The sequence below is a fragment of the Lactivibrio alcoholicus genome (assembly GCF_055390895.1).
The window spans coordinates 1,876,482-1,902,036 of the sequence record NZ_AP042471.1 but is presented as its reverse complement, the minus strand read 5'-3'; the positions used below and the strand labels follow the sequence as shown (position 1 = coordinate 1,902,036).

General features: G+C 60.4%; 24 protein-coding genes. 6 read left to right on the top strand and 18 right to left on the bottom strand.

All coding sequences use genetic code 11. The features are described 5' to 3' along the window. Nucleotides 1–20: 20 nt before the first annotated feature. From ACZ5IU_RS08830 to ACZ5IU_RS08815, 4 genes are all read right to left on the bottom strand, one after another. Nucleotides 21–1,808 carry an adenine deaminase gene (locus tag ACZ5IU_RS08830; protein ID WP_464416382.1) on the bottom strand — a complete coding sequence of 596 codons (1,788 nt, stop codon included), beginning with the start codon at nt 1,806–1,808 and terminating at the stop codon, nt 21–23. 89 nt (nt 1,809–1,897) lie between these two features. Then, complete coding sequence (locus ACZ5IU_RS08825; protein ID WP_464416380.1) at nt 1,898–3,202, bottom strand: NCS2 family permease; 1,305 nt, start codon at nt 3,200–3,202, stop codon at nt 1,898–1,900. A gap of 428 nt (nt 3,203–3,630) precedes the next feature. Then, nucleotides 3,631–4,383, bottom strand: a complete 753-nt coding sequence (locus tag ACZ5IU_RS08820; RefSeq protein ID WP_464416378.1) for an SIR2 family protein — start codon at nt 4,381–4,383, stop codon at nt 3,631–3,633. Continuing rightward, complete coding sequence (locus ACZ5IU_RS08815) at nt 4,371–4,754, bottom strand: hypothetical protein (RefSeq protein ID WP_464416376.1); 384 nt, start codon at nt 4,752–4,754, stop codon at nt 4,371–4,373. Before ACZ5IU_RS08815 ends, ACZ5IU_RS08820 begins: the two co-directional genes overlap by 13 nt. Before the next feature lie 58 nt (nt 4,755–4,812). Here ACZ5IU_RS08815 and ACZ5IU_RS08810 point away from each other — a divergent pair, with 58 nt between their 5' ends. From ACZ5IU_RS08810 to ACZ5IU_RS08800, 3 genes are all read left to right on the top strand, one after another. Further along, the gene (locus ACZ5IU_RS08810) at nt 4,813–5,181 is read left to right on the top strand and encodes a DUF4372 domain-containing protein (protein ID WP_464416374.1); all 369 of its coding nucleotides are present in this window, start codon (nt 4,813–4,815) and stop codon (nt 5,179–5,181) included. Nucleotides 5,182–5,304: 123 nt separating this feature from the next. Then, nucleotides 5,305–5,658, top strand: a complete 354-nt coding sequence (locus ACZ5IU_RS08805; RefSeq protein WP_464416372.1) for a transposase — start codon at nt 5,305–5,307, stop codon at nt 5,656–5,658. Next, nucleotides 5,583–6,173 carry an IS4 family transposase gene (locus tag ACZ5IU_RS08800; protein WP_464416370.1) on the top strand — a complete coding sequence of 197 codons (591 nt, stop codon included), beginning with the start codon at nt 5,583–5,585 and terminating at the stop codon, nt 6,171–6,173. Before ACZ5IU_RS08805 ends, ACZ5IU_RS08800 begins: the two co-directional genes overlap by 76 nt. Before the next feature lie 300 nt (nt 6,174–6,473). Here ACZ5IU_RS08800 and ACZ5IU_RS08795 read toward each other — a convergent pair whose 3' ends face one another. The 3 genes from ACZ5IU_RS08795 to ACZ5IU_RS08785 all read right to left on the bottom strand — a co-directional run bounded on the left by ACZ5IU_RS08795 (nt 6,474) and on the right by ACZ5IU_RS08785 (nt 8,678). Next, a complete protein-coding gene (locus ACZ5IU_RS08795; RefSeq protein WP_464416368.1) occupies nt 6,474–6,854 on the bottom strand; it encodes a hypothetical protein in 381 nt (126 codons plus the stop codon). After that, nucleotides 6,854–7,234 carry a hypothetical protein gene (locus ACZ5IU_RS08790; RefSeq protein ID WP_464416366.1) on the bottom strand — a complete coding sequence of 127 codons (381 nt, stop codon included), beginning with the start codon at nt 7,232–7,234 and terminating at the stop codon, nt 6,854–6,856. The genes ACZ5IU_RS08795 and ACZ5IU_RS08790 overlap by 1 nt, the downstream gene beginning before the upstream one ends. Before the next feature lie 544 nt (nt 7,235–7,778). Further along, nucleotides 7,779–8,678 (bottom strand): PhzF family isomerase, encoded by a 900-nt coding sequence (locus tag ACZ5IU_RS08785; protein ID WP_464416364.1) that lies wholly within the window; start codon nt 8,676–8,678, stop codon nt 7,779–7,781. 173 nt (nt 8,679–8,851) lie between these two features. On the opposite strand from ACZ5IU_RS08785, the gene ACZ5IU_RS08780 reads away from it, so the two are divergent. Continuing rightward, on the top strand, nt 8,852–10,030 hold the full coding sequence (locus tag ACZ5IU_RS08780; RefSeq protein WP_464416362.1) for a M20 metallopeptidase family protein: 1,179 nt from the start codon (nt 8,852–8,854) through the stop codon (nt 10,028–10,030). A gap of 93 nt (nt 10,031–10,123) precedes the next feature. Here ACZ5IU_RS08780 and ACZ5IU_RS08775 read toward each other — a convergent pair whose 3' ends face one another. The 4 genes from ACZ5IU_RS08775 to ACZ5IU_RS08760 all read right to left on the bottom strand — a co-directional run bounded on the left by ACZ5IU_RS08775 (nt 10,124) and on the right by ACZ5IU_RS08760 (nt 13,360). Next, on the bottom strand, nt 10,124–10,990 hold the full coding sequence (locus tag ACZ5IU_RS08775) for an AraC family transcriptional regulator (protein ID WP_464416360.1): 867 nt from the start codon (nt 10,988–10,990) through the stop codon (nt 10,124–10,126). Between the two features lie 61 nt (nt 10,991–11,051). Next, nucleotides 11,052–11,546 (bottom strand): N-acetyltransferase family protein, encoded by a 495-nt coding sequence (locus ACZ5IU_RS08770; RefSeq protein WP_464416358.1) that lies wholly within the window; start codon nt 11,544–11,546, stop codon nt 11,052–11,054. 22 nt (nt 11,547–11,568) lie between these two features. Further along, nucleotides 11,569–13,056: a MocR-like pyridoxine biosynthesis transcription factor PdxR gene (pdxR, locus tag ACZ5IU_RS08765; protein WP_464416356.1), complete on the bottom strand. Its 1,488-nt coding sequence runs from the start codon at nt 13,054–13,056 to the stop codon at nt 11,569–11,571. Between the two features lie 118 nt (nt 13,057–13,174). Next, a complete protein-coding gene (locus ACZ5IU_RS08760) occupies nt 13,175–13,360 on the bottom strand; it encodes a hypothetical protein (protein WP_464416354.1) in 186 nt (61 codons plus the stop codon). Between the two features lie 179 nt (nt 13,361–13,539). On the opposite strand from ACZ5IU_RS08760, the gene ACZ5IU_RS08755 reads away from it, so the two are divergent. Together ACZ5IU_RS08755 and ACZ5IU_RS08750 are read left to right on the top strand one after the other, a co-directional pair. Beyond that, on the top strand, nt 13,540–13,737 hold the full coding sequence (locus ACZ5IU_RS08755) for a type II toxin-antitoxin system HicA family toxin (RefSeq protein ID WP_464416352.1): 198 nt from the start codon (nt 13,540–13,542) through the stop codon (nt 13,735–13,737). Between the two features lie 65 nt (nt 13,738–13,802). Further along, entirely contained in the window at nt 13,803–14,219 is a 417-nt protein-coding gene (locus ACZ5IU_RS08750) for a type II toxin-antitoxin system HicB family antitoxin (RefSeq protein WP_464416350.1), read from the top strand. 152 nt (nt 14,220–14,371) lie between these two features. Here the strand turns inward: ACZ5IU_RS08750 and ACZ5IU_RS08745 are convergent, their stop codons facing one another. From ACZ5IU_RS08745 to ACZ5IU_RS08715, 7 genes are all read right to left on the bottom strand, one after another. Continuing rightward, nucleotides 14,372–15,958: a hypothetical protein gene (locus ACZ5IU_RS08745; protein WP_464416348.1), complete on the bottom strand. Its 1,587-nt coding sequence runs from the start codon at nt 15,956–15,958 to the stop codon at nt 14,372–14,374. A 70-nt stretch (nt 15,959–16,028) separates the two neighbouring features. Further along, nucleotides 16,029–18,023: a diguanylate cyclase domain-containing protein gene (locus tag ACZ5IU_RS08740; RefSeq protein ID WP_464416346.1), complete on the bottom strand. Its 1,995-nt coding sequence runs from the start codon at nt 18,021–18,023 to the stop codon at nt 16,029–16,031. Nucleotides 18,024–18,116: 93 nt separating this feature from the next. Beyond that, the gene (locus tag ACZ5IU_RS08735; protein WP_464416344.1) at nt 18,117–19,724 is read right to left on the bottom strand and encodes a Synerg-CTERM sorting domain-containing protein; all 1,608 of its coding nucleotides are present in this window, start codon (nt 19,722–19,724) and stop codon (nt 18,117–18,119) included. A gap of 100 nt (nt 19,725–19,824) precedes the next feature. Beyond that, nucleotides 19,825–20,232 carry a YkvA family protein gene (locus ACZ5IU_RS08730; protein ID WP_464416342.1) on the bottom strand — a complete coding sequence of 136 codons (408 nt, stop codon included), beginning with the start codon at nt 20,230–20,232 and terminating at the stop codon, nt 19,825–19,827. Nucleotides 20,233–20,327: 95 nt separating this feature from the next. Continuing rightward, the gene (locus ACZ5IU_RS08725) at nt 20,328–22,895 is read right to left on the bottom strand and encodes a VIT domain-containing protein (protein ID WP_464416340.1); all 2,568 of its coding nucleotides are present in this window, start codon (nt 22,893–22,895) and stop codon (nt 20,328–20,330) included. Continuing rightward, nucleotides 22,892–23,251 carry a helix-turn-helix domain-containing protein gene (locus ACZ5IU_RS08720; protein WP_464416338.1) on the bottom strand — a complete coding sequence of 120 codons (360 nt, stop codon included), beginning with the start codon at nt 23,249–23,251 and terminating at the stop codon, nt 22,892–22,894. The genes ACZ5IU_RS08725 and ACZ5IU_RS08720 overlap by 4 nt, the downstream gene beginning before the upstream one ends. A 120-nt stretch (nt 23,252–23,371) precedes the next feature. Continuing rightward, nucleotides 23,372–25,486, bottom strand: coding sequence for a serine hydrolase domain-containing protein (locus ACZ5IU_RS08715; protein WP_464416336.1), 2,115 nt, complete (start codon nt 25,484–25,486; stop codon nt 23,372–23,374). Nucleotides 25,487–25,555: the final 69 nt, after the last annotated feature.

The following is a 25,555-nucleotide window of genomic DNA, read 5'->3' as shown; positions in this document are numbered from 1 at the left end:
CGGGACGTGATTATACCCGTTCACGCGCCGGCGAACAGCGGGACGATCTTCTGCGCGACCACGTCGACGAGCCCCCGGTCGGTGAGCTTGCCCTTCGGGATAACCGGCAGCGCGAGGCTCGTGATGCGCATGAGCGGATTTTTCGTTTCGATCCCGAGCGACCGGAGCGCCGTCTTCATGGCCTCGGCCCGGACGGCGAGTTCCCCGCACGGCAGCGGCGAGAGCAGCCCGTAGATCGGCAGCGGTAGCAGCCCGACGACCGCTCCGTCCCTCACGGCGCAGTGCCCGCCCCGCGAGGCGATCAGCGCGCGGATCGCGACGAGCGCGTTTTCGGGCTGGTCGTACACCACGGCGAGGTTGTGGCTGTCGTGGCTCACGCTCGACGCCACGGCCCCCTCCCGGGAACCGAAATCCCGGACCACCGCGACCGCCATGTTCCCCGCGCCGTGCCGGTTCAGGACGGCCGCATACTTGAGCCCCGGGTCGCCCGCAATGTCGAGGAAGCCGTCGCGAACCGGGATCTCCTCGGTCGAAAGCGACGTGAGCGACGTGTTCGGCGAATCGTAGACGAGGACGTTCACGCGAACGCTCGCGCCGCACCCCTCGGGCGCGGCGATCCGGAGCCGTTCGGGCGACGGAACCTCGACCTTCATCGTGTCGAGCGACTCGGCCGCGAACGTGCGATTCGGCAGCGCGACCGTCAGCCGCCCATTTTCGGCGACGAGGCGCCCCTCGTGGAAGACCGCGACCGGCTTCGGGCACGACAGGTCCGGAACGATCTGAAGGTCCGCGACCCAGCCGGGCGCGACGCCGCCCAGGTTCCGCAGGCCGACCTCCCGCGCGACGTTCAGCGTCGCGCACCGGATCGCCTGTTCCGGCGACAGCCCGGCGTTCACGGCGCTTTTCACCGCCAGATTCATGTGCCCGTCGCGCAGCAACGCCTCCGGCTCGCGGTCGTCGGTGCACAGACACAGATTCCCGAGGAAGCGAAAGTCCTTCACGGCTCCGGCGACCGTCCCGACGTTCGACGACACGGCCCCCTCGCGCGCGTCGACGAACATCCCCAGGCGCAACTTCTCGCGCGCCTCCCCGCCCGTCCGCGATTCGTGGTCGCTCTCGGGCCCCGCCGCGAGATACGCGTTCAACCGCCTGCCCGAGACGAACGGCGCGTGCCCCTGAAGGAAGACCTGCCGCCTGCGGCCGACGTCCAGGATCGCGGCCATCCGCGGCGAATTGTTCAGGATGCCCTCGAAGTCCATGAGTTCCGCAAGCCCCAGGACGCGCTCCATGCCGAGCATCGCCTCCATCTCGGCCGCTCCGAAGACCGCCCCCGCCCCTTCGAGCCCCGGAACCGCCGGAACGCACGACGGCGCCGTCACGTAGACCCGAAGCGGCAGGTCCCGGCTCGACTCGATCATGTAGCGCACCGCGTCGAGCCCGCCGACGTTCGCCACTTCGTGCGGATCGGTGACGAGCGTCGTCGTCCCCTGAGGAACCACCGCCGCCGCCATGTTCGCGCACGTCACCATGCTGCTTTCGATGTGGACGTGCGCGTCGATGAACCCGGGGATCAGGAACATCCCGCGCCCGTCGTACTCCTCCCGCGCCTCTATCGAAAATCCCGTCCCGCTTCCGTCGGGGTCGGCGCTCACGCACGCGATGTGCGTCCCCAGGACGCCGACTTCGGCGGCGTAGATCTCTCCCGTAAAGACGTTCAGCATCCGCACGTTCCGGATCGCGAGGTCGCACGGAATGCGGCCCATCGCCGCGTCCACGAGCGCGCTTCTGTTTTCCGGCTCTATCTTCATCGGTCATGCCTCCTTGCAGAACGATTTCCGCACCGGCAAAAAAAAGCTCCGAAGCGACGCAAACGGTCGCCCCGGAGCGGAAAGAACCGCTACTTCATCCCGAGGAAGTAGATCACGAGCGGGATGCAGAGGATGTAGGTCCCCCAGTGGACATCCCGATACCGCCCGGAAAGCACCTTCGTCGCCGTGAAGATCAGGATTCCGGCGCTGATGCCGTTCGCGAGGCTCGCCGTGTAGGCCGTCACCAGGATCGTCATGAACGCGGGGAACGCCTCGGTGAAGTCGTCGAAGTCGATATTCTTCACGCCGGACATCATCATGAGGCCGATGACGATCAGCGCGGGCGCGGTCGCCTGGCTCGGAATGCACGTCGCGACCGGCACGAGGAAGATCGCGAGGAAGAAGCAGAGCGATGTCGTGACCGCCGTGAGCCCGGTGCGTCCGCCCGCCTCCACCCCCGAAGCGGACTCGATGAAGGTCGTGATCGTGGTCGATCCGAAGAGCGCCCCGACGACGGTGCCGATGGAATCGACGAGGAAGGGCCGCGAGATGCCCGGAAGGTTGCCGTCTTTGTCGAGAAGGCCCGCCTTCTGCGAGACGCCGAGAACAGTCCCGAGCGTCGAGAAAAAGTCCCCGACGAAGAACGTGAAGATGAACGGAATGTAGGCGACCTTGAGGGCCCCGAGGATATCGAGTTTGAACGCGATCGGGTCGATCGACGCGGGCATCGCGACGAACGACGCGGGGATCTTCGTGATCCCCATCGGAATGCCGACAGCCGCCGTAATGATGATGCTGAGGAGGATGCCGCCGGGAACCTTCCGCGCCATGAAGACGCTCGTGATGCAGAGCCCGACGAGCCCGAGGATCGCCTTGGGTTCGTAGAGCGAGCCCATCTTGATCCCGTTGTTCGTGAAGGCGATGAACCCGGCGTCCTTGAGCGCGAGGTACGCGATGAAAAACCCGACCGCGACCCCGATGCCGAACTTGATCGAGCGTGGAACGAGCCGGACGATGAGTTCCCGGATGCCGAAGACCGACAGCAGCACGAAGACCGTCCCCGAAATGAACACCATCCCCATGCCCACCTGCCACGACACAATGCCGCCCTTGACGAGCGTGAACGCGAAAAACGCGTTGCCGCCCATCGCCGGCGCGAGCGAAAACGGAAGGTTCGCGTACACGCCCATGAACAGCGAGAAGACGCCCGACATCAGCGCCGTGACGACGATCGACGCGCCCCGGTCCATCCCGGCGCCCGAGGCCATCCAGACCGGATGGATGACGAGAATGTACGCCATCGTCATGAAAGTGGTGAGTCCGGCGAGAACCTCCCGCCGGAAGGTGCTGCCGCGTTCCGTGATTTTGAAATAGCCGTCGAGCCCTGCGTTCATACGCGCGATCCCCCGTCGATCGAGAATGTCCGGAATGGCGTTCCGGGATTACACCCGATCAATTCTAGGAGATGTGACGTAAATGTCAACGATAAAGAGAGGGGCTCCAGTCAACGGAACGTGACCGACTCAGTGGGGCGTAGCCGGAAGTAAATCACGCGGAACTTCAGTTCGCGTTCCTGATCGACATCAAGGTAAGGTGCCGCATTGGTCCCCTCAAGAACACGCAACAGTTCATCGCGACATTATAAAATTCGGTCGGTAGAAGACTAACGGGAAAGATAAAAAAGAAGCGCCCAAAGCGATATAAAGAAACGAATAAAGCTTTACTGATAAATACTCAACATCGTTTCTTAATTTATAACGATGCGTGTTTAAAATAAATAATAGTATATTAGACTACTTAATCAATTGCTACTTATTGCTTATTATTTTTGTTTCTTTTTTGTTCCAGGAGATTCAAATATATTATTTACACCATCAAATTGAAAGCAAATATCTGGGATGCACGGTCGTTTTTTAATTAAACTTCTTACCATATTTTTAAATATTTCTTTTTCATCGTTGGTTGTTTTATAATCTATTATCCTAAGGCCATCAGTATAGTTTTCAACATTTTTAATCCATCTTTTTATTAAATCATTAACATGTTCATCTCTAAAACTATACCCAACAATATACAACTCACTAGCCTCTCCAGAATCGCATATATCCTTTGCTGATCTATAGTAAAATTCAAAAAGATATTGGACTATTTTGTCAGATTTGCCGCCACCGGTAATAATTGCTGGCATTAATGGAAGTTGATCATCACTTATTTTTTGATAAATTTCTTCAATGCCAATATCGTCACTTCTTAATTTCACAGCTCTGCTTCTTTCATAATCATAAAATAATGAAAGAGATCCATGAAGATGATGCAATTCTATTTTACGTTCCGGAGTATCGAAGAGCTCCCTGTTTCTTGCAGGATTAAAATCATATTTAGGAATAGGCGTGCCCTTCAAACAACCTGAAGGGAAACAAAAATCCGTAAACGATTTAGCTCCATCATTCTGAAGAATTATTGTCTCAACTAATAAATCATAGTTTAATGTAAATACATACATTTCATTGCATTCTTCCGATTTATTATTAAAAAAATCCATGAAAGGTTGCAATTTTGTTCTTAGCTGGTCCACATGAACATTACCACGTATGAGTTTAAGTATTTGATTAATATATTTTTATAGATTCTTTCGATTACTTCTTCATGTTTAATCAACTCTGGGTCTTTAAGCTCATATTTTTCTCTAAATTTATGTCCCACTTCGGAATCCATAAATTTTCTATATCTCACTAAGCTATCCAACGCTGCTTCTATCGCAGTAAAACTTTGCTCGAAGTTATCAAAATTAAAGATTAATCCAGAAGATATCGATACTTCTTCCAAGAAAGATCTGTCATTTTTATCTAAAGAAGCCATAAATTTCTGTGTTATTGTTTTCAAGGCAAAATCAGGAGATAAAGCAATTGAAAGGCCATTACCAATCAGAAATGCAGGCTTTTTCATATTATCTCCTTCTTTTAGACATAATTTTTTTACTCTTGCCAAAAAGTATTTTGGAGATATGCCTCCCCGGATCCTGGGATATCATCATGTCTGCCAACGAAACAACATCCCGGAAATACGGAGCCGTCATGATGATAAAGATATCGAGTCTTTTCGGATAAAGCCTCTCGGAGATCTTTCCTTCGTGGACTTTGAAAAACTGGTTTTCAAACACGAAGCGGAACGCCATGCCAAGGGATTCCGATGCAAGACGCAGCTTATTTCGATGCTCTTTTGTCATCTTGCGAGAGCTGACTCCCTCCGGGAGATCGTCAACGGCCTGTCCTGCTGCAACGGAAAGCTTGTCCATCTGGGAATCGGGACACCGCCAAAAAGAAGCACGCTGTCCTATGCAATAAGCAGGCGACCGACGAACATTCTTTTGTGAGTCGTCCTCCGCTTCGCTACGGATGCTTCGCGAAGTCGATCGCTTAGGGGTTTCATCAATGAGCGCCGCCCAGCGGCTCTTTTCGAGGATCTCTTCAACGAACTCCTCGCCCGTTTCCGGTCTGTGACGCATTTGGGAGCGAGAAAGACGAAGTTCCGGTTCAAAAACAAGCTGTTCTCGTTCGATTCGACGACCATCACGCTCTGTCTGTCGCTGTACCCGTGGGCGAACTACAGACGTGCGAAGGGCGGTGTAAAGGTTCAAGTGCTTCTCGATCACGACGACTACATGCCGTCGTTCGTCCGCATCACCGAGGCGAAGGTTCATGACAACCGCGCTGCGAAGGAAGTCTCGCTGAAGCCCGGATCAAAAGTCCCCCTTGTTCTGGGGGGATTGTCGCGGTGGACCGGGGATATCTGGACTTCAAACGCTTCCACTCCTGGACGGAGCAGAAAGTCTTCTTCGTCACGAGGATGAAGGAGAACATCCGCTACGTCGTCAGCATTTCAACGGACGTTCTACGAGTCCCGGATCTCTTCCCGGGGAAGAAACGAAACATCGTCTCCGACGGGGGCATTTCCCTGCGCGGGGATGCAACGTCGACCAAATATCCGGACGAATTGCGGCGAATCGTCGTCAGGGACAAGGAGAAGAACGAGGACATCGTGCTTCTCACGAACCATTTCGGCTTCGGAGCGACGACAATCGCGGCGATCTACAAGGACCGCTGGGAGATCGAACTGTTCTTCAAGGCGCTGAAACAGAACCTGAAGGTGAAGACGTTCATCGGAACGAGCGAGAACGCGCTTCGGATTCAGATTTGGACAGCTCTCGCCCCCCTAGGGGGCCTTCTCTTCGGTGTTCCTGACGGAACGGCGAATTCACCTTGTCTCCATGCTCGTGATCTAATGACTTCATCACCTGTCACAAACTCCGTGGTTCTTCCCGGACATGGCAACGATGTTGCGGCTGAATCTCTTCACCTGCCGTGATTTGCGTGCCAGGCTGGACGAACCGTACGAGACGCCGCCGGTGATTCCGAGGCCGGAGCAGCTCCATTTGAATATGGGGTGACTTGGACAGCCGGTTTCGTTTTTCAAGAGACAGCCATTTGAGGGACCTAGTTTCAAATCCGTCCAAATCGGACCTTCAAACCGTTGCAAAAACCGGAGACATTTTTCGGTTCCGGGTTATTTTGGACAGCAGTGAAATATTATCGCTATTTGCGCATCAAAAAAACATAACAACAGCACGCATAATGACAAAAGTATAATGCCGAAGCATTTGTTACGCTATTTAATTTTTCTTGCGCAGTCTCCAATCTGAACTTCTTCAAATGGTAGTTTGTCTCTTCTTATTTCGCTTTCCTCTATATTTGGAAAAATATTTGCAAATCCTGATGAAAATCTATTTGTTCTTTTAATTGTTGTTGGCGTCTCAGAGATTTCAATAGATTCAACTGTACATATTTTATTCTGCAAGTGAACTACCTTGCCTTTCCCTCTTGGAATTTCTAACCGTTCCAATTCCTCACCTGTATCGAGATCCTTTATCATTTCCCCCATTCCAAATATTAAAAACTTATCATTTATAGAAACATCATCATCTTTACCTATATTTAAAACGATTTGATATGGAGTATTTATTGACACAACCTTAACCGTTTTATCCATTATTGCCTCCTATCAAAAATTAATGACTCCAAAAATACACAATCAATATTTTTAGAAAAATATGTTGCCTTTCTCCTTGAATCTTCTTCAAAATATTTATCAATAAGAACTATTTCTTCAGGATATTGATCAGCAATAATACATGTTTCAGTGATATCCAATATCCTGAGTAGACAAATTGGTTGCGGTGCACCACTGCTATCACAATATAAAGTTACTATATCGTTTTTTAAAACATAAAGCTTATTTTCAAATACTGCGATTTTCTTATTTTTATATAAACCATCGCCTTGAATTATTCTTATGGCTATAGATTTTTGATCTTTTTTGATAAATAATTCATAGTATTGTCCTATTATTTTCGATATAAAAGAAATCAAAAACAAAATACCACAAATATATCATTTATTGTTCTCTGTAAATACAAGACAACCTATAATACCAATTAATGAAGCATAAGAAATAGCATTCCCCCAATCTTTAAAAATTAATGAAATAATAAAACCTAAAATTTTCGAGTTTTCCATTTTTCACCTCATTATTATCATATTTAGATAACTGACACATGCCCCTTGGTGCCGAAGGCACCAGCAAAAATGGAAATTTAAAAGATGCGGAGTTCTTACCATCTAAAATTCCTTGGAATCTTGCACTCCAAGAACGATAAAGTCGTTTCTTCCTATCTGACACGGATTCCGGCATTTTTGCGGATAAACACAAGAATTACCCTCTTATCAAGCATCCATTAGGCCATGCACATCTGAGGGTCTCCGATTGTCGAGTAACGCCGAACGGCAATAAATTAATGTTTATTAAACTACTACAAGCAAAGCTATTGTGTCAAGTCCCTATTTCGTTATTTTTTGCCGGACAGCGCTTCCGTCACTCCGAATCAGGACGCCGGAATTGCCCCGCTATGAATCGTTACAGCTCAATCTCCGTCTTGAAGACGATCCTCGCACGTCCCCCGACCTTCACGATCACGGGGTCGCCGCCGAAGCTGCGGACGATGACCTGCATATATCCCTTCCGCCCGATCGCCTCGCCCTGTTTGATCGTGAACGCGAAGCCCTCTTCGCGCGGGGGGAGTTTTCCGTAGAACGTCAGGTACGCGCCGAGCGGGCCGTTCGCGTTGCCGGTGACGGGGTCTTCCGCGATGCCGATCGCGGGCGCGAACATCCGTCCGCTCGTCAGGACGCCTTCCTCGCGGGAGTCGAAGGTGAAGACGTAGTAGCCGTTGCAGTCGATGTCCCGGCTCAGCGCGGACAGGATCCCGGCGTCGGGAGCGAGCGCGTCTAGGCGGTCTTTCGAGCGGATCGGGACCATGACCTTCGAGTGCCCCGTCGAGACGATCTGCACCGGCAGCTTCTCCTCCAGGTCGGCCTCCGCGAGCCCGAGTCCTTCGAGAAGCCGGGCGAGGCGCTCGTCCCGGATCATGTCGCCGAAGACGATCCCCGCCTGCGTCATCGTCACGAAGAGGTCGCCGTCCCGTTCGACGATTTCGACGGGCAACACGCCGGCCTTGGTCTTCTGGCGGATGACGCAGTCCGTCAGGCCGTGCTCCTTCGCGTAGACGTAATGCGCCGAGATCGTCGCGTGGCCGCAGATCGGGACTTCCCTCGTCGGCGTGAAGAAGCGCACTTCGATGTCCGCGCCGTCTTCCTGCCGGTTAAAGATGAACGCGGTTTCCGAGTTGTTCAGTTCCCGCGCGAGCTGTTGCATCTGCCTGTCGGTCATTCCGTCGGCGTTCGGGACCACGCCCGCGGGGTTGCCGGAGAACAGTTCGGTCGTGAACGCGTCGACCTGGTAGACGGTGATTTTCATCGTATCCCTCCCGTATGGAATCAGGGTCGCCCCAAAATTTTCCCGAGTGTAGCACGAGGCCGGATTTGTGGTATATACAGGAAACGCAAACGGGGAGTTCCGCCGTCTGACGGCTCGGAAACAGGCGATCTTTCCGAAGGATTCGCGACTTTGTGCAGGGAGGCTGGTATATCGTGGATTTCCAGACGCTCGCAAGGAACATCGAAGCCGATGTCATCGAATGGCGCAGACATCTTCACAGAAATCCGGAGCTGAGCGGACAGGAGTACGATACGGCCGATTACGTCGCGGGGATTCTGGAGAAAACGGGCGCCGACGACGTCCGCCGCGTCGGCGATACGGGCGTGACGGGCCTGATCCGGGGGCGAGGCCCCGGCCGGACGATCGCGCTTCGCGCGGATATGGACGCGCTCCCCGGCGACGAGAGGACGGGGCTGCCCTTCTCGTCCGAACGCCCGGGCGCGGCGCATATGTGCGGGCACGACGTTCACACCGCGATTCTTCTGGGCGTCGCGAAGGTGCTTCACGATGCGCGCGGCGAATTCGACGGGGCCGTCAGGCTCGTTTTCCAGCCCGCCGAGGAACGGCTCGGCGGCGCGGGGAGCATGATCGCGGGCGGCGTCCTCGAAAACCCGAAGGCGGACGCGATCGCGGCGCTTCACGTGTGGCCCCATCTTCCCGCGGGGACGGTCGGAATCCGCGACGGGGCGCTGACGGCGGCTGCGGACAGCGTGACCGTCGAGTTCGAGGGGAAGCAGGGGCACGCGGCGCACCCCCACCAGTGCGTCGATCCGATCGTGACGGCCGGGCAGTTCCTCGTGAACGTCCAAGCCGTCGTGGCGCGCGAGATCGCGCCGCTCGACGCGGCCGTCCTCACGTTCGGCAAGATCGCGGGCGGACACGCGGGAAACATCATCCCCGAGAAGGTTGTGATCGAAGGCACGATTCGGACGCTGTCGCCCGAGACACGCGATACGATGGCCGCGGCCGTCGAGCGCTTCGCGAAGAGCACGGCCGACGGGATGCGGGCGGGCGTTTCCGTCACGGTGCGGCGCGGCGTGCCGCCCCTGATCCCGGATTCGCGGCTCGTCGCCCTCTTCGCCGAAAGCGCGCGCGACCTGCTCGGCGCGGACAGGGTCGCCGTCCTTCCGACCCCGTCGATGGGCGGCGAGGACTTCGCGTTCTACCTCGAACACGTTCCGGGAGTCTTCTTCCGGCTCGGCGTGCAGCGTCCGGGCGCGCCCTTCCACCCACTGCACTCGCCCGAGTTCGACCCCGACGAGTCGGCCTTCGCGACGGGCGTCGCCGCGATGAGCCGCTTCGCCGCGGACTTCCTCGCGCAGAGGGCATAGCTCCCGCCCTGAGGTGCGTCTTCTTTCCCGAAAGCGGTTCGGCCCCCGCGCGTATCGGGGAGCCGAACCGCTTTCGACCTGTCGGAGGAAAAGCTACTTGAGCGGGACGCGGATCTCGGTGCGGAGCTTTTCGGGGGGCGTCTTCGAGCAGTCGTCGAGGTAGACCTCGAGGCTCGGGGCGTACTGCACCTCGCGGCCGCTTTCCGGAAGCCATTCTCCATAGATGCGGCGGTAGGCATCGTGAAGCCCCGAATACGGCCCCGTGTGGACGTACACACCGTAGTCGCCGCCCGCGATGCGTTGCGTGGAAAGCCCGTCGTCCGGAACGAACCCCGCCGGGACGGAGACGCAGACGTCGAGGCGAAGTTTGCTCGCTTCGGTGACGTCCGGATCGTCGTAGCAGATTCCGATGAACTGCGTGTCGGGACCAAAGGTCTTCTGCAGTCCGGGGAAGCCGCAGAGTTTTTCCCAGGCTGCGCCGCACTCCGAGTACGGTCCCGTGTGACGGATGAATGCGACATCGATGGGTTCGAAGGTCCTGATCGTTACCTCTTTCATCGAGATTCCTCCCTGTGCTTTGGGGCAGGATCGCGACCCCGGCATGGGGTCGCGGGAGGATTGGGCTTCTTGACGGTAGACTCCCGGGGGAACGCCGAAACGGGCGCGGAACGCCTTCGTGAAGGCTTCCTGCGTCTCGTATCCGGCTTCGTGGGCGACGAGGGGCAATGGCTTGCGGCCGTAGCGCAGCTCCAGCGCTCCCCGTTCCAGGCGCAGGCGCCGGACGTACTCCCCGATCGACTCCCCCACCAGACCCGCGAACAGGCGGTGGAAGTGGAACGGAGAGAACGCGACCTCCCGCGCAAGTGCATCGAGACGCAACGGCTCGTCCAGATGCCGCCAGATGTACGTCTGCGCAACAAGCACCCGTTTTTCGTACGCTTCCCTGGAACCTTCCCGCACGGCCTTCACCTCTGATAGAGAGCCTATCAGAAAGAACGGAACACTTCCTGTCCGCGCTTGCTCACCCGAGCGTCCTCTGCATCCACACGACGTCGAACGTCTCGCCGCGCTTGGCTCCGACGTCCCGGAAGCGTCCGCACTCGACGAATCCGTGACGCCTGTGGAACGCGATGCTTCCCCCGTTCTTTCCCGAAATGCTCGCGAGGATCACATTGATCCCCTGTTCCCGGCCGTCGCGAAGGAGAAGCTCGAGTATTTCCGAGCCGATCCCGCGGCCGCACGCGTCGGGGCGGAGGAAATACGTGATCTCGGCCGTCCGGCGGAACGTCGGCAGCGGCTGATGCGCGTGCAGGAAGCCGAACCCGGCGACCGCTCCCCCCTCGTCGAGAGCGACGTAGGCCGGATACCCTTCCGCCTTCTTCATGATGAGCCCGGCGGCTTCCGCGGGCAGCGGTCGTTCGGGATACGCCGCGAACGAATGCTCCACGTAGTGGTTGAAGACGTCCAGAATCCCCTTCGCGTGCTTCCCTTCCATCCTTTCGATCGTGTACTCCATGTTCCGTTTCCCCCTCCGGTCTTCACCGGTCCGAATAGATCCCCGCAAACGCCTTCGCGATGCGCCGGACGCCCTCTTCGATCTGCCGCTCGTCGAGCGTCGCGATCGACAGGCGGATATTCACGGCCGGACGTTCCGAGCCGAAAAAGTATCTCCCCGGAACGACCGCGACTCCGGACGCGCGGAACGCCTCCTCGATCTCCTCCCGCGACGCGCGCGCCCGCGCGAGCGTCATCCACACGAGATACCCTCCGGCGGGCTCGGTCCACGTCGCCTGTTCCGGCGAGATATGCTTCCGCAGGCTCCGGAGCATCGTCTGCATACGCTTTCGGAACACGCGGTGCATATGGCTGATGTGGCGGTCGTAGTAGCCGCGTTCGCAAAAATCGTTGAGCGCGGCCTGAAGGATCGCCCCGGTGCTCAGCTCGCCGAAGCGCAGCAGCGCCGAGAGGCGCTCGACGACTTCGGCGGGCGCCGCGACCCACCCGATCCGGACGCCGGGAAAGAGCACCTTCGAAAACGTTCCGCTGTAGATCACGACCCCGTTCGTATCCATCGACTTGATCGGCAGCGACACTTTGCCGAAGTACTTCATCTCCTCCTCGAAGCCGTCCTCGAGCAGCGGCACGCGATGGCGCGAGCACAGTTCGAGCAGGCGTTCGCGGTGCGCCTGCGACGTCGTCACGCCTGTCGGGTTCTGGAAGTTCGGCATCGTGTAGACGAGCGTCGGCCTTTCATCGGCGAGGACGCGTTCGAGGACGTCGAGGTCCATGCCGTCGGAGCGGAAGGGGATCTCGACCGGCCGGAGGCCGTGCATTCCGATGAGCGGCAGGAACTCTCCGTAGGTTGGCGCTTCGATCGCGATCGAGGCGCCGGGACGCGACAGCATCTGCAGAACGAGGCCGATCGCGTGCTGCGAGCCGTTCGTCAGCAGGATCTCCCGCTCCGTGACGCGGATGCCGTGCATCCTCAGGCGGGAGGCGATCGTCGCGCGAAGTGGCGCGTACCCCGCCGCGTCTCCGTATCCGAGGAGAACGCCGGACTGTTCGCGCAGGACCCGGTTCAGGCAGGTCCGGAAGTTGTCGAGAGGGAAGAGACGCTTGTCGACCTCGAGGCGGCGGAAGTTCACGACGCTCTCGTCCTGACGGGAGAGGACTTCGAGCCGGAAGCGCTCGTGAAAATTCCGCGCCTCAGACGAGAACGGGGTCGCGAGCGATTCCCAGTCGATGAGAGAGGGATCGCCACCGCGGCGCTCCGGCGCGACGGCCACGCGGCTGCGGACGCGCGGGACGGCGCCGGGACGCAGGTCGAGAAACCCGAGCGACCACAGCTCCTGATAGGCGGTCGCGACCGTCGAGCGGTGGATTCCGAGCGCTTCGGCGAGCGCGCGCGTCGAGGGCAGCGCGTCGCCGGGGACGAGGCCCCCTTCGGAGATCCTGCCCCGGATGCCGTCCATGATCTGCCGGAAGACGGGTTCTTTCGATTTCTCGTCAAGCCTGACCAGCAACATGCCGACTCCTCCCGCGAACGGCGAACGTCCGTTCACGGAAAAGGGTACGCGGAAACCAGCCGGTTGACAACCGCCAATTCAGGCCCTTTCGGAACCGGCCAGTGAGGAACCGGGCCGCTCAGTTGATGACCTTGTACCCCACGAACGAGTGGTACAGGAAGATCTTGCCGTCCTTGTCATTGGGGCAGCTCACGTACACGGCGATCTTGTCGCCGCTCCAGCGCGCGTCGCGCACGAAGAACCCGGCCCGGTTGACCGTGATCGTCCGGTACGTCACCGTGGAGTCGCGCTTGTAGACGCGCACGCCTGTCCGGCGGAGACCAGCAGCACCGCGGCGAGAACCGGGAGAAACAGAGACTTTCGCATGTGAGATACCTCCTTTGTGTCGTAGCCGAGAAAATTCTCGTCTCAGAAAAATATCGACGATAGACACGTATGATTCATACGTGGTATGCTTTGCTTATCGGATGAGGGGGTTCTTGCGTGAAGAGCTACAGCTCCAGAGAGATCATCAGGATTCTCGAAAAAGACGGATGGACGCTCGTCTGGAGCAGAGAGCGACACAAGCAATTCCGACACCCGACAAAACGCGGACTCGTGACCGTGCCGGATCCCATGAAAGACCTCGACATCGAAGTGCTGAAAAGCATCGAAAGACAATCCGGAATCAGGTTCGCGTAATATCCCGACACCCCTCTCGTCGATGATGCCTGAAAAAATGACCAACATCACATGGAGGCCCCAACATGCTGAAAGACCGCTATGACTTTCCGGCCCTGTTGCATTATACCCGCGACGGACGCATCGGAATCACATTTCCGGACCTGCCCGGATGCGTCAGCCAGGCGCACTCCGACGGAGAAGCCGTCGCGATGGCGACCGAGGCGCTCGAATTGCATATCTACGGCATGGAACAGTCCGAAACGCCTGTCCCGAATCCCTCGCGGCTGTCGGAGATTCCGACCGAACCGGATCAGCGGACCATCCTCGTCACCGCAATCATGCCGCTCGTTCGCGAGGACATGGAGACGAAAGCCGTCAAAAAGACCCTGACGATTCCCGCGTGGCTCAACCGCGCAGCCGAAGCCGCTCACGTCAACTTCTCCGCCCTGCTCCAGCGCTCCCTTCGCGAGCACCTCGGGATTCAGGACCGGTATCGCTGAGTCTTCTCCGCATTCAGCTCGGCTGCCATGCGTAGCAGGAGTAACGCCGTCCTTTCTTGGGCGACGTCGGCTTTTCTTCGCAATGAGAGAACATCCGGACGCCGTTTCCGAGGCGTTCTGTCCGTTTCCCGATCCCTTCGGTCCCGCGCATCCTACCTGCGTTTCGCTCTTTGCTTCAGGGCGGCGTCGATCGCGTGCTTCCCGAATACGGATGCAAGCTCCGCGACGATCTCGGGGCGCGCTATCTCCTTCCAGTTCCTAAAGGCGTACAGGCTCTCGTCGAACGACCGCCGGTCCCTTTTGAAAACCCATACGCCCTGCCTCGCGGCGAGAACCACCGTGTCGGCCTGCAATCTCAGGGCGTAGGATTTCGCCTGAACGAACGCTTCCCTCCGTTCTTTCGCCGTTGAAATATCGAACTTCGACTCGAGGAGCGCAACTCCTGCTTCCTCACCCGGTGTTTCATCCGCGCCCAATACGTAATCGGGGACGTTTCGCTCTCCCCGTCCCATCCGGATGCGCGGCTGATACCGCCAGTCCGCTTCGGAAAAACCGAGCCGTCGCAGAAGAGGCTCGACGAGATGCGTCTCGACGTCGCGCTCGCACGAAAGCGAGACGTCGGGAAGGTGAAGATCCTCCGGAGGTTCCGGCAGCGTCGCGATGTCGAATCCCTTTGCGGACGCAAGCCGGAGGATTTCCCGATACTCTTCCGCGCTGAAGGCCGTGCCGCTGCACCCCTGGAACCGCGACCGAACGGCGGATTTCCCCGAGAAGACGCTGTTGCGGGACAGCTCGGAAAACGATATCGGAGGAATCCTGACCGGTCTTCCGATACGGATCATGGAATAGTAATAGAAGTACGGGTCGTTGAAGCCGTCGTCGAGAACGCGCCAGACGGAATGGAGAGAACTTCTCGGCGAGACGCACCACATGAGGACGATATCTCCCCGACGCGCTTCGATATTCCCCTGCCAGTACGATACCGACGAATCATCGGCCGTATCGAGATATCTGAAATCCCCGTTTCCTCCGGTTCCACCCATGACGAACCATACCGCCGACGGCGCCGGAAGATCTTCCGTACGGCCGAGGGTCGAGTCTTTCGGTGCGAAGTCATACAGGAAGGCGTTCATCTCAGACGGGGAGAGCCCGTTCCTCTCGCGGAACCGTTGCATCTCCCTGTTGACCGCGACGTAAAACAGGGCCCGTTCGCGCTTCCGCAATTTTCCGGGAATATCCGGAAACGGAATGTCGTACCTGTCGCAGAGATCCCCGAGGGCGTCGCACCGTCGGGCGAAGAGGTACGGAAAGAAGAATTCGGGGAAGCATTCGTGAAGTCCGGCGCTCAGACCTTCGATGCTCGTGTAGACGTCGGTAAATCCTTCCGGATCCGCGGCCCCGCCGCCATACTGCGCCGTGTAGCGCTTTTCCCCGACGTCTTTCTCCCATTCGAGGCCATCCTCGACAATCTCGCGGAACAGGTCTTCCGCCTCTTCATGCGACCGGATGAACCCTCTGGAAAAAAGCCCCCGGATCTCGCGGCGAAGGTCAACAGTCACATCGGCGCCGTACGGCTCCGCGCTTTCGTCGTCGGGCAGCAGGAAAAGGTCATACCGGAACGCTGGGGCGTCTCGAACCGCCGGAATGGACGCGACATGCCCGTCGACAGTCCTCGCTATCGCCGCTTTCCCTTCCGGCGATTCCCGGTAGAGCTTCCACGCGTACGCGGAAAAGGACATCGATTTCCCTCTCTTTCGCGCCTGCCGGGGCTATTTCCGTTTCCCCTCCCGGGGCTTCCGTCGCAGCACGCTACTCGCCGGCTCCCCGGGGCAGGGTCTCTTCGGCGACGAAACCGGAATCGGCCTGCCGCCGGTAGAGCCACACTGCGTTGCCGCCGGGTTGCTTCGCGGCGTACATCGCCATATCCGCGTTCTTCGCGAGTTCGATCTCGTTGCATCCGTCGTCCGGCGCGATCGCGATGCCGATGCTGCACGAGACGCCGATCCTAAGGCCTTCGATCTCGAACGGTTTTTCGAGAGCCGCACGGAGTTTGCCGGCGACGACGAGCGCGTCGTCTTCCGTTTCGATGATCGGCAGCAGGACGACGAATTCGTCGCCGCCGATGCGCCCGACCGTGTCGGACGCCCGGATCGAGGAGCGCAGCCGTGTCGCGGCCTCGCGGAGCAGCACGTCGCCGACGGCGTGTCCGTAGGTGTCGTTGACGGGTTTGAAGCGGTCGAGATCGACGAACATGAGCGCAAGGCGCGTTCCGTTCCGCTTCGAGAGGGCGAGCGCCCGCTCGAGCCTGTCGGAGACGAGCATCCGGTTGGGCAGGTCGGTCAGCGTGTCGTGGCTCGCCATGTGTTCGATGCGCTCCGCGGCGCGTTTGCGCTCGGAGATGTCCCTGGTCACACCGTGGAAGCCGAGGAGCTTTCCGTCCCTGTCGCGGTGGGGGACGACGTTGATTTCGGTCCAGAGCGCGCTGCCATCCTTGCGCTTCTGCTCGAGTTCGAACCTGACGGTGCCGACGGGAACCCCGTTACGCTCGGCGCTGCGAAGCTCGGAGATCGCTCGCCGAACGCGTTCGGCCCCATCGGGCGTGAGCGCGCTCCATACGGTGGTTCCGATGACTTCGTCCCGCCGGAAGCCGCGCATCCGTTCGTCGGCGGGACTGATGTAGGTGAACCGGAGCGCCGTGTCCGTCCGCCAGATCGCGTCGCTCGAGTTTTCCGCCAGGTTGCGGAACTTCTCCTCGCTCTCGCGAAGCGCGTCCTCCATGCGCCGCCGCTCCGTGACGTTGCTGATGCTTGCCAGGATGCACCGTTCTCCGCCGACCGAGATGACATCGGCCGAGACCATCCCCAGAAAGATCTCTCCTGATCGCGTCCTGAACGGGTACTCCCGTTCACGCACGCTTCCCGTCTCCCGGAGCGCCTCGACCAGCGACGCCCTGTCCGGTCCGTTCGCCCAGAGCCCCAGTTCCGGATAGGTCCGTCCGACCGCATCCTCATAGGAGTAGCCGGTGGTCCTTACGAATCCGTCGTTGACTTCGTAGATCAATCCGTCGGAAAGACGAGTGAGGGTCAGCATATACGGAGCGATCCGGAATGCGGTGGAGAACTTCTCCTCCTGCGCGCGGACGTCGAGCAGCAACCTTCGGGTGACCATGAGCGTGAGACTGTATGTCAGAAGGATCGACAGGAGCTGATAGGAGAAGACAATAATCGTCTCGAAACCGTTTGCCTTGAAGAAATCGACCCACGTCCCATCCCCGCCCGAAAAGATCCGCAGCAACCGGATGACGTTGATCAGGGTGTACGCCGCATAGACCAGTCCCGTCAGGAAGGTCCAGCGGCGGACGTCCGGCCCGACCCGGGCGAGCAGAGTCCAGGCGATCTGGGCACAGTAGACGGTCATCAGGATCGAGATGAGAGCCGTTCTCGCCTGCAAGCTGTCGTGGACGAAGACATACCGGGCGAACAGCGCGGAAAAGAGCCCGAGGAGGAGGATGTCGTGAACGCGACGGCCCGTCCGTCCGAGGAAGTGGTCCGTCCCTATTATCGTCAGGAGGACACCGGACATGATGACGACGTTCGCGAGGAAGACCGAAACGACGTACGGGATGACCCCGCGCAGGGCCAGAAGAGAGAGTCCTGCGGCGATAGCCGCGAATCCCGCGCTCCAGATTCCTATTCCGGAAAACCTTCCACGATTCTGCTTCCAGAGCATCAGGAGCAGGAGCGAACAGACGAAGATGATCGCCGCACTGGTGATGACGACGGTCCGCATATCGAACGGGTTCATGAGATCAGGTTTTCCCTCCAAAACGCCAGGGTGTGACTGAACGAAAAAAACGGGCTGTTCCGTTTCGGGAGACAGCCCGGATGACGCTTTCTCTTACCTTTCCCCGCGCTTTCTTCGGTCACATTCGACGATGAGAAGCGGAAGAAGGAGGAACAGGGAAAGCGGCGCGAAGCCCGCCGAGCATCCGCCACCGCCGCCGCTTCCCCGGCCCGATGTGTCGAGACGCAATACGAAGGCCTCGCTCGTTCCCTCGACTTCGACTCCGTAGCTGTCGAAGGCCGAGACGTTGACGGTCAGGGCGTGGTCGAAGCTCGCCGGGACCGGAATGTCGTGTCGGAATTCGTAGATCGACGCCCGGTTGCTGTTGACGCCGTATCGCGTCAGTTCCACGCGCTTCGCGTCGAACGAGAGAACTTCCGTCGCGCCGTCCAGGAGAGAATAACGCACCGTGGCGATTCTGTTGTTCACCGTATAGGTTCCGTCTTCGTTCGCGACGACGTCCTCCGGATCGGGCTGGATCGGCATCACCGCTCCGAAGAGGCTCAGGAGCTGTTTCGGCTTCACGGCGACTCCGTCGGCCACGTTCCAGTCGACCTGCTTGTCCGCGAGGTCCGGCGAGCAGACGTAGTCGGCGGGCGACACTTCGGTCACGCCGTCGCCGCGGATTTCCGCGCGCGTGAGAACGAGCCTGTCGCCGGAAGCGAACGCGACGATGCTTCCCTGCTTCGTGGCGACGCTCCCGTTGCCGGGGTTGTATTTCACGGCCGGATCGCCGATATCGTAGTGGTACCAGAGCATCGAACCGGCCCCGAGCCTCAGGGCGTTCGCGAGGGCGCCGATTTCCACGGCCTGCGTCGCGCTCGTCGCGTTGACGTTGTAGACGACACCGCGCACCGTTCCGTTCATGTACTCGAGCGCGTCGTTGGGACGCCAGCGGCGGACGATCTCGTAGAAGAGCGTCGAGGGGGCCGTTCCGTGGGGGAGCGTCTTCGCGTCCCAGTATCCGGGGAAGAGGTCCGTGTAGACGTGCGAGTTGTTCGCGGCCGCGAAGGCCGTGACCTTTGCCATGTGGTCCGCGGGGCTGAAGCGGGAGAGGATCTTGTCCGGCACGGAGCCGAACGCGAGCGGGACGCTTTCCGTGTCGAGCGGGAGGCCCCCGCCGCCGACTGCGGTGACGGTGAGCGTGTAGTTGCCCTCCTCGATGTCCTGGACGTATGAAGCCGCGTAGTCGCTGTCGAAATTCTTCGTGCAGCCGCCTTGGATGAGCGCCGCCGCGTAGTGCGACGTCACGACGGCCTTCCGCTCCGGATGATACTTCGAAACGGGCTGCGCCGGATTGAACACGAGGTCCGGAAGCGGCGCGGCGAGGATGTCCGCCGACGTCCCGGGCGTCCACCCGTTCGCGTAATCCGTCTCGATCGCACCCGCCGGCGACAGGCCGTTGCCGTCGACGGAACTCGTGATGGAGCGTATCGCGGTCGGGTTCCCGTTACGGTAGAGTTCGAAACGGACGTTGAACGGCTCCTCCTCGGGATTTTTCCCCTCCCGGTCGAGCGAGACGATCACGTAGAAGTCGCGCGTCGGAGCAAGAATGCGGTTCCCCGCCGACGGAGCGGTGATCGCGATGCCGACGGCTTCAGCCGCCGGGCCTCCCGCAAGGAGGCAGAGACATATGAGCGCCAGCGCCGCTATTTTCTTCAACACGGACACATCCTTTCGGGAAGATCGCATGATGACGCCGATACGGCTTCACAGGCACATATCGTATCACGCTTTCGCCGGGTGAAAAGCGCCCCGGACGTTACCGGAACCATTCCTTCATCCTGAGCCGCGCTTTTTCCCTGTGTTCTTCCCTGACGTACGCCGCGACGATCAGGAACGCCGCGCCGATCGCGCCGAGGTCGTCCGTGAAGCCGGCGACGGGGATAAAGTCGGGGATCATGTCGATCGGCAGGACGAAGTAGCCGAGAACGCCCGTGATCGCGGCCTTCGCCCAGAGGGGTGTGGCTCCGTCGCGCAGGACGTAGTAGAGCGTCAGCGCCTTTTCGATGAGTCCGGCCCCGGCGCGCAGCGCGACCTTCGCGGCCTTCTCCCAAAAGCCGCCCTCGCTGAAATGGCGGCCGTATTTTTCGTATCCGCTCCGGGGACCGTCGCCGTCGTCGACGACTTCCGGATCGATCACGTCGCGTTCGTCGCGTTCTTCGTCCATTGCGCGTCAATCCCTCTTTCCGCGATGACGGGCGCCGGACATCCGGCGCCCGTGCGTTCAAGTATAGCCCCAAAATTCGTCTGACGATGAATTTTCTATCCCGCGGAGAGCCTGAGACTTCCCGCACCGGACGCGCCGCCGCGCGTGAGTTCGATCCGGACGCGGTCTCCGGCGCGGAGGCGGATGTTGAGCGGCCTGCGGCCCCCGAGGCGGAGAAGGTCCGAGAGACGGACCTTCGCGGCGACACTCCCGTTCACGAGGATCCGGATCTCGGCGCCTCCGTCGCCGTCGATCCCTCCTTCGACCGCAAGGACCCGGAGCGATGCGGTTCCGGCGAGGAGTCCCTCGCCGGCGACGCCCTCGAAGAGCGCCAAAACTCCCTTTCCGGCGTCGACGGAGCCGTCGAACAGGACGCGTTCTCCGGCCAATGCGGCTTCTTCGCTTTCGACCGAGCTCTCCGTGAAGGAATCTTCCCCGGAGCGCTTCCTCCCGGCGAATCCGATCCGCGAGAGAAATCCGGAAACGCCGCGCTTTCCGCGCGGAGAGGAATCCGCGCCCGCCCGGGGAGTCACCGTTGCCGACCTGTCGATCGAGAACATGACGACGTCCTGCGTCGGAGCTCCCGCGGAATCGGGCGGACACGGCTCCGAAGACATCATGCAGGGCATCGGGACCGCGAATTCCGCGTCCCATCCGCGAGGGAGCGCGTTCGGGACCACGAAGCCCTCCGAGACCTTCACCCCGGCCTCCTCGCGGACGGCGACGAAGGCCGTCTTCGAGCACGGAACTCCGGCCGCGAGCGATTCGCGGACCAGAAGCTCCGCGATGTCGGCCGTTGCAAGCCGTTCGTTTTCGGGATAGAGCGCCTCGCGGACCGTCGACGCGAGCCCCATGCGCTCGAGGATCTCCCGAGTGTTCCCGCGGGGCCGCGACGCGGCGATCGACTCGAGTCGCCGGACGCGCAGCGTTCCGTACAGTCCGCGGATCGCGTCGGCCCACTCTCCGCAGGTCGTTTCCGGATCGACCGACGCGGAGGCGAGCGTCTTCCCTGCGTCGTCCTTCAGGCGGAACGCGACGGGGCCGCCCGTCCGCTCCCGTCGCCGGAACCGGCCGCAAATCCACCTGGGCCGGCCGGCCGGAAGGTCGCCGAGATCGAGCGATCCGTTGCGGCACTCGTATCGTCCGGTCGCCTCCGCGAGATCCGCGTCGCTTTCGAGACGGAGCCCGAGCGCGAGCGGCCGCGAGAATTCGAGGAAGAGCTCGTCGAGAGCCGTCGCGATGTCGACCTCGTCGGGGTTCGACGTGAGGAAGCACGCGACGCCGCGTCCGGTTTCGGCCATCGCCGACGCGAGCGGTTCGTTGGGAGCCGCGTCGATGCAGACGACGCTGACGCGTCGGAAGTCTGCGAGCGCAGCCTCGCGTTCGAGCAGAGCCGCGATCCGGTCGTGATCGGAAACCTGCGCATCGGTGACGACGACGACGTGCCTCGCGGCGCGGCCTTCCATTCGCGACTGCGACAGTGCCTGTTCGAGCGCGACCCCGAGTTCGGTTCCGCCGGAATCGGTACAGACAGATATGAAGCGTTCCGCCCGGAGCCGGTTCTTCTCCGTCGCCTTCACGGGAGTTCGCGCCATCCACCGGCACGTGTCGTGAAAGAACCCCAGATTGAACGCGTCGTCGTCGCCGAGACGCGAGAGCAGGATTTTCACGGCCCAGTCCGCCGCCTCCCACTTGGGTCCGGACATCGAACCCGAGTGGTCCACGAGGAGCAGAATCTCCCGCGGCGCGCCCGCCTCTTCCGATGCGTCCGGCGCGTCTGCGGGCGAGGCGAGTGCGAGAAACGCGCCGCCGCCATCGTCCGAGGTCGCAAAGACGTCGAGCCCCACGGGCGCTTCAGCGTCGAGCGACGCCGAACGCAACTCCAGAACGAGATCCTGATCCGGCCAGACCGCATCCTCGGCGAATGTCACGCGCAGCGCCCCGTTTTCGTTCTCCGTCCGGATCGAGTTCGTCTGACACGACGCTTCCGCGACGCCCCGGCAGACGATCGACAGGCGAACCCTGTGCTCGGGGTCCCAGCGGGATTCGAACGGCTGCGTGTTCGCCCCGGCCGTCCGTTCCTCGTCGCTTCGGACATATCGCGGCGCGAGCGTCAGCGGCAACCTGAGCGACCATCCGCCTGAAATCGGCCTGAGCCAGAGAAGGAACGTCGTTTCCACGCGGACCGGGGCGTCCCGCGTGATTCCCGCAATCCGAAGCGTGAAGGCGTCGTCGCCCTCGCGCGTGACGAGTGCGGCCCGACGCCCCGTCTCGACCGCGTCGTCGTATTCCGCCTCGGCCTCGGCGCGCTCCGCGAGTCGCGTGGCGATGCACACCTCTCCGAACGTCACGGTCACGCCCCGGACGATCGCGTCGCCGGGCAGCGGAAAACGGTAGACCGCCTCGACGGCCGTTCCCTCTTTCAGGAATGAGCAATCGAAGAGCTGATTCAGGACAAGCGACGCGAGCGGCCCCTGGACGTTCCCCGTCACGGACGTCTCCTTCAGCGGAACCGGGCGGGGTTCGGGCATCTTCCGACCCTTTCGCGATGTTTCCCTGACTTCCAGCGTGGGACATCCACCGTCCCTCGAATTGTCAAAGCGCTGTGCCGACAATACCGTCATCGTTTCGCCCCCTCTTTCGCGAACAGATTCGTGAGTTCCCGCATCAGATCCTCCTTCGTCAATCGTCCGGTCATCATCAGGACGACGGGCGAATCGCCGCCGGACGCAAGAGCCCCGCCGATCAGCAGAAGGCGTTTGAGCGTCTCCGGGTCCGCCCCCGCGTCCATCCGGTCGCGCAGGAACCCGAACAGCGTCGCGTTGCGTCCGCGAGGCACGGCCCGCCCCGTCTCCCAGCGGCTCAGCGCCGCGACGGTCACGCCGACGATCTTCGCGAACTCTTCCTGCGTGCAGCCGAGGCACAGGCGCAGCGCCTTCACGTCCTCCGCCCCGAACAGCTCCTGAACCCGGTCCGTCACGATCCTCCCTCCTCTCCGTCACAACGTCTCGAAACAAAAACTACCAGTAGTTATACTACTGGTAGTTTTGAAACGCAAGGGGCCGAAAGCCCGAATCGGTCATATTTCTTCCCGGTTCCGCTATTTTTCCGCCGCCGCGAGTGTCACCCTGAAGCGCGCCCCCGCGTCGCCCATCAGGTGGAGATATCCTCCCAGCGGCGCGCCGGGCAGGGGCTCCGTCCCCCGAGCGTCGCTGTCCGCGACGCACGTGAACGAGGCGTCGAAGAGCATCCAGCGGAAGGCGTCCCCTTCCGGAGCGACCGTCAGCGTCGCGCCCGAAACGCCCGGGTCGAGCCGGAGCCATTCGCCGTCGCCCGCCGCCCCGATTTCGATGTCGCGCGCGACATCCGCCGACAGGACCGGAACGGTTTCGAGCGGCCGGAAGCGGTAGCTCCCGAAGCGCATCCACTCCTCGCCGCCGACGTCCGTGACGACGAGTTCGTTCTGGTCGCGGCCACCCCCCGCGGGAATCGTGATGCCCATTGCGGCGAACGTATCGCTTTCGGGCCGGACGAGATAGTACGTCTCCTTCGACTGCGGCTTCGCGAAGACCAGCCCCGGCAGTTCGGGGAGCGCCTCGAGCGCGAGGCACGGATACCAGGTCGCGCCGAGCGTGTAGAAGATGGGCGGCATGTTGACGAGGAGCCACGTTCGCGACAGGCGGCTCGTCCACGCCGCGCTCAGGGGCGTTCCGGGCCCGATCTTCTGGACCATCGGGGTTTCGTCCTGGTAGAGTCGCGAGGCGCCCGCGGCGCGGTTCATCGCGTACCGCATTCCGCGCCCTTCGGCGAAGGCGAACTCCGTGTTCGGGTCGCCGTCGGACGAGAAGTACCCGTTCACCCGGTAGGAAAGCCCTTCGAGGTAGGGCGTCCAGTCCCCTCCGGACCGCAGGAAGATGGAGAGATTTCCCTGGGCGTCCTGCTCCATCCGCAGGAGCCCTCCGGTCGACGTGTAGAATCCGGGGAGGTATTCCGAAAGGTCCGGGGCCTGCGCCCGCTCCTTCGGCGTCTCCGGCAGGACGTCGGGCATCGACGCGAGAAGGCCGCGTTCGACGAGCGCCGCGAGGATCACATGCTCCGCGAGCGCCGTCGCCTGGTTGGACTTGATCCCCGAGACGCCCGTGACGGCGACGCCGAGCCTGAGGTCCGGGATCACCAGGACGCAGGAGCCGTAGACGCCCGTCTCGCCGTTCTTCGACCACGCCGTCCGCCCCGCGAGTTCGACGGCGGGCTGAATGATCGTGTCCCATCCGAGGCCGTACCGGACGCCCTTCGAAACGCACATCTTGAATTTGCCGATCGTCTGGTCGACACCCATCGCCTGCACGGACGCCTCCGAGAGGACCCGAACGCCGTCGAGTTCGCCGCCGTTCGCGAACATCGCGAGCAGCCGGCAGAGGTCCGACGGCGTCGAATAGAGCCCGCCGCTCGCGAAGGTGTTGTTGTACTCCTGCGGTTTCGGCGACCCGTCGGCGTTGAATTGCGGCGCGTAGCTTCCGGCCGGGAAGGGGCCGGTCGGGAAGCGGCTGTGCGTCATCCCGAGCGGCGCGAAGATCTCGTCGTGGACGAACGTCGCGTAATCCGTCCCCGTCACCGACGAGACGAGTCTGTCGACGAGCGTGAAGCCGTCGTTGCAGTAGATGTTCATGTCGCCGGGCGCGTGCTTGAGGTGACTCCCCGCGAGCGTTTCGAGGACGCTGTCGACGTACCCCGGATTGCGCGCCGTCAGGACGGAGCCCCGATACTCGGTTCCCGGGAAACCCGACGAATGGTTCAGCAGCATCCGCACCGTGATGTCCGCGGCCTCCGGCGACTGCATCGAAAAATCGTTCACGTAGGTCGCGAAGGGCAGGTCGAGGGAGACGAGTCCGCGGTCGACGAGGATCATCGCGGCCGTCGTCGCGATCATCTTGCTCGTCGATCCGATGCCGAACATCGTCTCGGGCGTCGGAGCGCGTCCGGACCTTTTGTCGATCTCGCCGAACGCCTGGGCCCACTGCACAACCCCGTTTTCGACGAGCGCGACGGATACGGACGGCGACGAATAGGTCGCGAGCAGCGTCTTCGCATACGACGCGGCCTCCTGCATCGAGAAGGTCGCGTTTCCGCCGAGCCCGCTGCACCCTGCGCCCAGAAAGAGGACGGAAAGGACCAGCATGAAGGCCGTTCGTTTCGGCAGATTCCCTTTCAGGTTCATCCGAATCACTCCTTGTCGGGATGAATGTTTCCCCCGCAACTCATGATATTCGGAAAAGTCAGACCCCGC

Bases quoted from the DNA above. Each gene is read 5' to 3' on its own strand.
- ACZ5IU_RS08725 (WP_464416340.1), bottom strand. From the start codon at position 22,895: ATGACGGTATTGTCGGCACAGCGCTTTGACAATTCGAGGGACGGTGGA.
- ACZ5IU_RS08750 (WP_464416350.1), top strand. From the start codon at position 13,803: ATGCTGAAAGACCGCTATGACTTTCCGGCCCTGTTGCATTATACCCGC.
- ACZ5IU_RS08785 (WP_464416364.1), bottom strand. From the start codon at position 8,678: ATGAAAATCACCGTCTACCAGGTCGACGCGTTCACGACCGAACTGTTC.
- ACZ5IU_RS08745 (WP_464416348.1), bottom strand. From the start codon at position 15,958: ATGTCCTTTTCCGCGTACGCGTGGAAGCTCTACCGGGAATCGCCGGAA.
- pdxR (WP_464416356.1), bottom strand. From the start codon at position 13,056: ATGTTGCTGGTCAGGCTTGACGAGAAATCGAAAGAACCCGTCTTCCGG.
- ACZ5IU_RS08825 (WP_464416380.1), bottom strand. From the start codon at position 3,202: ATGAACGCAGGGCTCGACGGCTATTTCAAAATCACGGAACGCGGCAGC.
- ACZ5IU_RS08715 (WP_464416336.1), bottom strand. From the start codon at position 25,486: ATGAACCTGAAAGGGAATCTGCCGAAACGAACGGCCTTCATGCTGGTC.
- ACZ5IU_RS08795 (WP_464416368.1), bottom strand. From the start codon at position 6,854: ATGGATAAAACGGTTAAGGTTGTGTCAATAAATACTCCATATCAAATC.
- ACZ5IU_RS08730 (WP_464416342.1), bottom strand. From the start codon at position 20,232: ATGGACGAAGAACGCGACGAACGCGACGTGATCGATCCGGAAGTCGTC.
- ACZ5IU_RS08810 (WP_464416374.1), top strand. From the start codon at position 4,813: ATGCCTCCCCGGATCCTGGGATATCATCATGTCTGCCAACGAAACAAC.
- ACZ5IU_RS08740 (WP_464416346.1), bottom strand. From the start codon at position 18,023: ATGAACCCGTTCGATATGCGGACCGTCGTCATCACCAGTGCGGCGATC.
- ACZ5IU_RS08815 (WP_464416376.1), bottom strand. From the start codon at position 4,754: ATGAAAAAGCCTGCATTTCTGATTGGTAATGGCCTTTCAATTGCTTTA.
- ACZ5IU_RS08770 (WP_464416358.1), bottom strand. From the start codon at position 11,546: ATGGAGTACACGATCGAAAGGATGGAAGGGAAGCACGCGAAGGGGATT.
- ACZ5IU_RS08830 (WP_464416382.1), bottom strand. From the start codon at position 1,808: ATGAAGATAGAGCCGGAAAACAGAAGCGCGCTCGTGGACGCGGCGATG.